Raw genomic sequence first — 5,183 nt, forward strand, 5'->3', positions numbered from 1 at the left:
CGACGTGCCCCCGAATTTCATCACGATCCGCGCCATGTCGCCCCGCTTTCCTGAACTGGTTTCCGCCGCAACTTCTCTTGGGTTTCTGCGGCGTCCGGCTGTTAGGGAAGGGGGCGGGCGATGGCAAGGCCGCCCGATTATCCTGTCAGGATATTTTTTCTTGTCTGTCGACAACCGAACCGCAGTTTTCCATCGAACAATCATGCCACGAGGTAAATTTCTTGCGCGTGCGGGGGGAGGATGCCACATCGCACGCTTATGAGCGCCGCAACGATCAATCCGAATGAAGCCGCCCATTTCGGCGCGCTCGCCGCCGACTGGTGGGACCCGCACGGGTCGTCGGCGATGCTGCACAAGCTCAATCCGGTGCGGCTGTCGTACATCCGCGACCAGATCGATGCACACTGGCAGATCGACGCGCGCGAGCGCCATGCGCTGGCGGGCAAGACGGCGATCGACGTCGGCTGCGGTGCGGGGTTGCTCGCCGAACCGCTCGCGCGGATGGGCGCCAGGGTCACCGGCGTCGATGCGGCGCCCGAGAATATAGCGGCGGCGCGCGACCATGCCGCGGGGCAGGGGCTCGCGATCTCCTATTTCGCCGGCGAGCTCGCGGCGCTGCCGCCCGCGACCTTCGACCTCGTGACCTCGATGGAGGTCGTCGAGCATGTCACCGATCCCGCGGCCTTCATCGCCGAACTCGCGGTACGGCTTGCGCCCGGCGGACTGATGATCCTGTCGACGCCGAACCGGACGATGCTCTCGAAGCTGCTGCTCGTGGAGGCGGCCGAGCGCGTCGGCGCGGTGCCGCGCGGGACGCACGATTGGGACCAGTTCCTGAAACCCGGGGAACTGACGGAATTGCTCGAAGGCGCGGGGCTGGAGGTCATCGACCGTACCGGGCTGTCGCCGTCGGCCGCCAAGGGTTTCAAGCTCGGCGGCAGCGAGGCGCTCAACTATCTGGTCGCGGCGCGGTGGCCGGCCTGACCCGCGATCCGCGCGTCGACGCCTATATCGCGAAGCGGCAACCCTTCGCGCAGCCGATCCTGAACCATTTGCGCGAACTGGTGCACCAGCATGCGCCGGGCGCAGAGGAAACGCTGAAATGGGGCGCGCCGCATTTCGTGCTGAACGGGCAGAATCTGGCGGGCATGGCGGCGTTCAAGGAACATGCGACCTTCGGCTTCTGGCGCGACGAGGAAGTGACCGGTTCGCCGCGCGATACGGGCGCGATGGGGAGCATGGGGCGGCTGGCTTCGCTCGCCGACCTGCCTGACGACGAGACGATGGCGGCCTATATAGCCAGGGCGGCGGTGTTGTGCAGCGAGGGCAAAGCCAGGCGCCCGGCGCCGAAGCCCAAGACGGCGCTCGACCTGCCCGACGATCTGGGCGCGGCGCTGAGGGCCAATGCGGCCGCGCAGGGCCATTGGGATGCCTTTTCACCCGGAAAGCGCCGCGACTATATCGAATGGGTGATCGAGGCGAAGCGCGAGGAAACGCGCATCAGGCGCATCGAAACGATCGTCGCGCAGGTCGCCGAGGGCAAGGACCGGAACTGGAAATACAAGGGCCGTTGAGCGGTGGCCCGAGACGCCTTCAGGCGTCGGGCCCGTCGGGTGACGAAGACGCCGCGTAAAATGCCAGAATCAAGGCGGTGACGACGCCGATGATTATCGCGATCCATGCGCCCGTCATGACCGTTCTCCGACCTTCGCTATGACGCGTCGCATTCCGTGGCGCGTCAGAAATCCACGTCCTCATAATATTTCGGCGGCGTCACGATCTCCATCCGCTCGGCGAGCAGCGGGCGGAAGCTCGGGCGCGACTTGAGGCCCGAATACCAGCCCTTCGTCTGCTCGTGCCCGGTCCAGTCGATCCCGCCGAGATAGTCGGCGACCGAGATATGCGCCGCCGCGGTCAGATCGGCGAGGCTCATCGTGGCGCCGGCGAGCCAGGTGCGGTGGTCGATGAGGTAATCGACATAGTCGAGATGGTTGTTCGCGGCCTTCATCGCCTCGCGCAGCGCGCCGCCGTCGGGCGGCTGGCGGTGAACGATGCGTTTCTGCATGCGTTCGAACAGCAAGGGGCCGGTGACTTCATAATAGAAATCATGGTCGAACCATGACGTCAGGCGGCGGATCTCGGCGCGGTTTGCCGCGGTGCCGTTGATCATCGCCTTGCCTTCGATGGTTTCCTCGAAATATTCGGCGATCGCCATGCTGTCGATCAGCACCTGCCCGCGGCCCTCGTCGACCATCACCGGGGTGCGCCCCGCCGGATTGAGGTCGATGAATTCGTCGCGGCGCTCCCACGGCGATTCGCGTACCAATTCATATCCGACGCCTTTTTCGCCCAGCAGCAGGCGAACCTTGCGCGAGAAGGGACAGAGCGGGAATTGATAAAGTTGCCACATGCCCCCGGCATAGCGGCAGCAAGGCGCCGCGCGCAACGGCTATGGCGCGATGCGGATCAGCGATTGTGGATCAAGGGTCAGCGGCGCGAGGCTGCGCGCTCGCGTTCCCATTGCGCGGCAAGGTCGCGCGCCATGTCCTTGAGCACCGGCGCGTAAGCCGCGAGCGCCGAGGCGGCGTGGCCCGCCATACGCGTCGTCGCGCGGACGTCGTCGCCCATGCGGTCCGCATAGTCGGGATCGCGGCCGGTCACTTCGCCGAGCGTGGCGTCGGGCGGGATATAGGCGGCGTCGGATTCGGGATCGATCTGCGCGACGGCCTTCGCAAGCGGGCCGACCTGCATCTGCATCAGCGCGCCGACCATCGCGGTGATCGTCTCCGCCATGCGGTCCTGCGCCGCGGGATCGTTGAGCGTCGCGACGGCGCCCTGCATCCCGTTGGCGGCAGCCGGCAGCGGCGCGGCGAGCGCGAGCAGGGGGAGGGCGACCAGAGAAAGTTTTGCGGTCGAGCGCATGGCTTCATCCTTTCGGGATGCGAAAATCGATGTGGCGCTATAGACGAGCGACACTTTCGCTGCGCTGAACGGCGGCGGCGATGCGACGAAACGCACTGCCGCCGCGACGGATCATTCGGCCGCGACGACCTCGACCTCTTCCTCGTTCAGCGAATGCGTCAGGCGGCTGAGCATTTCCTTCGGACAAACCTGCCAGAAGCGGCCGCGCCAGCGGTCCCAGTCGGCGAGGACCTCGGCCGACCATTTGCTGCCCGTCGCCTTGGCATGTTCCTCGACGAGTTCCTTGAGCACCGCCTCCCAATGGCTGCTCGCGAGGCGCTGCCAGACGATCGATTCGCCGTTGGCGCGGCGTTCGAACTGCTCGTCGGTGTCGAGGATGAAGGCCATGCCGCCGGTCATGCCCGCGCCGAAGTTCGAGCCGACAGGACCGAGGATCACCGCGGTGCCGCCGGTCATATATTCGCAGCCGTTCGCGCCGCACCCCTCGACGACGACGCGCGCGCCCGAGTTGCGGACCGCGAAGCGTTCGCCGGCCTGACCCGCGGCGAGCAATGTGCCCGCGGTCGCGCCATAGAGGACGGTGTTGCCGACGATGCTGTTATGCTGGCTGACGAGCGGACTCGACACGGTCGGGCGCACGACGATGCGCCCGCCCGACAGCCCCTTGCCGACATAGTCGTTCGCGTCGCCGAACACCTCGAGCGTGACGCCCTGACACAGGAAGGCGCCCAATGACTGCCCCGCCGTGCCGCGCAGGCGCACCTGCACATGGTCGTCGGCGAGCCCTTTCATCCCGAAACGCGCGGTCACCTCGGCCGACAGGCGCGTGCCGACGGCGCGGTGCGTGTTGCGGACGTTGTAGGTGAGCTGCATGCGCTCGCCGCGCTCGAACAAAGGCTTCGCGTCGCTCAATATCTGCGCGTCGAGGCTGTCGGGCACCGGGTTGCGGAAGTTCGGGCCCTGCGAGCGGCGCTGATCGTCGGGCGCGTCGACCTTGGCGAGGATCGGGTTCAGGTCGAGATCGTCGAGATGCTCGGCGCCGCGGCTGACCTGACGCAGCAATTCGGTGCGGCCGATCACCTCGTCGAGGCTGGTCGCTCCCAGCTTGGCAAGGATTTCGCGGACCTCCTCGGCAATGAAGGTCATCAGGTTGATCACCTTCTCGGGGTTGCCGGTGAACTTCTGGCGGAGCTTCTCGTCCTGCGTGCAGACGCCGACGGGGCAGGTGTTCGAATGGCACTGGCGCACCATGATGCAGCCCATCGCGACGAGGCTCAATGTACCGATGCCATATTCCTCGGCGCCGAGGATCGCGGCGATGACGATGTCGCGCCCGGTCTTGAGCCCGCCGTCGGTGCGGAGGCGGATGCGGTGGCGCAGGCCATTGAGCGTCAGCACCTGATTGACCTCGGACAGGCCCATTTCCCAAGGCGTTCCGGCATATTTGACGCTCGTCTGCGGCGAGGCACCGGTGCCGCCGGTGTTGCCCGACACGAGGATGACGTCGGCGTGTGCCTTGGCGACGCCGGCCGCGACGGTGCCGATGCCCGCTGAGCTCACGAGTTTCACGCACACCCGCGCCTTCGGGTTGATCTGCTTCAGGTCATAGATGAGCTGCGCCAGATCCTCGATCGAATAGATGTCATGGTGCGGCGGCGGCGAGATCAAAGTCACGCCCGGCGTCGCATGGCGCAACCGCGCGATGAACTCGGTGACCTTGAATCCGGGCAGCTGGCCGCCCTCGCCGGGCTTGGCACCCTGCGCGACCTTGATCTCGATCTCGTCGCACGCGCCGAGATATTCGGCGGTGACGCCGAAACGGCCGCTCGCGATCTGCTTGATATTGCTGTTGGCATTGTCGCCATTGGCATAGGGCTTGTAGCGTTCGCTCGCTTCGCCGCCTTCGCCCGACACCGCCTTGGCGCCGATGCGGTTCATCGCGATCGCCAGCGTTTCATGCGCCTCGGGCGACAGCGCACCCAGCGACATGCCCGGGGTGACGAAACGCTTGCGGATCTCGGTGATCGCCTCGACGCTGTCGAGCGCGACGCCCTGCGCCGGATAGTTGAACTCCATCAGGTCGCGGAGGTAGATCGGCGGCAGGTCGGCGACCCCGCGCGAGAATTGCAGATAGGTCGAATAGCTGTCGGTCGCGACCGCGGTCTGCAGGAGGTGCATCAATTGCGCCGAATAGGCGTGCGCTTCGCCGCCCGCGCGCTGGCGGTAGAAGCCGCCGATCGGCAGGGTGGTGACGCGGTTGT

Annotated in this window: 6 protein-coding genes; 3 read left to right on the forward strand and 3 right to left on the reverse strand. The window is 66.3% G+C overall.

Annotated features, from left to right (window positions below; genetic code table 11):
• From JHC57_RS20965 to JHC57_RS20975, 3 genes are all read left to right on the forward strand, one after another.
• Positions 1-287 (forward strand): hypothetical protein (locus JHC57_RS20965; protein WP_294032521.1); only part of this gene is annotated, 287 nt, incomplete at its 5' end.
• Complete coding sequence (ubiG, locus tag JHC57_RS20970) at positions 259-984, forward strand: bifunctional 2-polyprenyl-6-hydroxyphenol methylase/3-demethylubiquinol 3-O-methyltransferase UbiG (RefSeq protein ID WP_294032522.1); 726 nt, start codon at positions 259-261, stop codon at positions 982-984. The genes JHC57_RS20965 and ubiG, both read left to right, overlap by 29 nt.
• Positions 972-1,574 (forward strand): YdeI family protein, encoded by a 603-nt coding sequence (locus JHC57_RS20975; RefSeq protein WP_294032523.1) that lies wholly within the window; start codon positions 972-974, stop codon positions 1,572-1,574. Before ubiG ends, JHC57_RS20975 begins: the two co-directional genes overlap by 13 nt.
• 164 nt (positions 1,575-1,738) lie before the next feature.
• On the opposite strand, the gene JHC57_RS20980 is transcribed toward JHC57_RS20975, so the two are convergent.
• The 3 genes from JHC57_RS20980 to JHC57_RS20990 form a co-directional block, all read right to left on the reverse strand.
• On the reverse strand, positions 1,739-2,410 hold the full coding sequence (locus JHC57_RS20980; protein WP_294032524.1) for a glutathione S-transferase family protein: 672 nt from the start codon (positions 2,408-2,410) through the stop codon (positions 1,739-1,741).
• A 77-nt stretch (positions 2,411-2,487) separates the two neighbouring features.
• Positions 2,488-2,922, reverse strand: coding sequence for a hypothetical protein (locus JHC57_RS20985; protein ID WP_294032525.1), 435 nt, complete (start codon positions 2,920-2,922; stop codon positions 2,488-2,490).
• 111 nt (positions 2,923-3,033) lie between these two features.
• A partial coding sequence (locus JHC57_RS20990) for a glutamate synthase-related protein (protein WP_294032526.1) occupies positions 3,034-5,183 on the reverse strand: 2,150 nt, incomplete at its 5' end.

The organism is Sphingopyxis sp. (assembly GCF_016463645.1).
Lineage (GTDB): Bacteria > Pseudomonadota > Alphaproteobacteria > Sphingomonadales > Sphingomonadaceae > Sphingopyxis.

What these genes read in the sequence shown, in the direction of transcription:
- ubiG (WP_294032522.1), top strand. Translation starts at nt 259, where the DNA reads ATGAGCGCCGCAACGATCAATCCGAATGAAGCCGCCCATTTCGGCGCG.
- JHC57_RS20980 (WP_294032524.1), bottom strand. Translation starts at nt 2,410, where the DNA reads ATGTGGCAACTTTATCAATTCCCGCTCTGTCCCTTCTCGCGCAAGGTT.
- JHC57_RS20985 (WP_294032525.1), bottom strand. Translation starts at nt 2,922, where the DNA reads ATGCGCTCGACCGCAAAACTTTCTCTGGTCGCCCTCCCCCTGCTCGCG.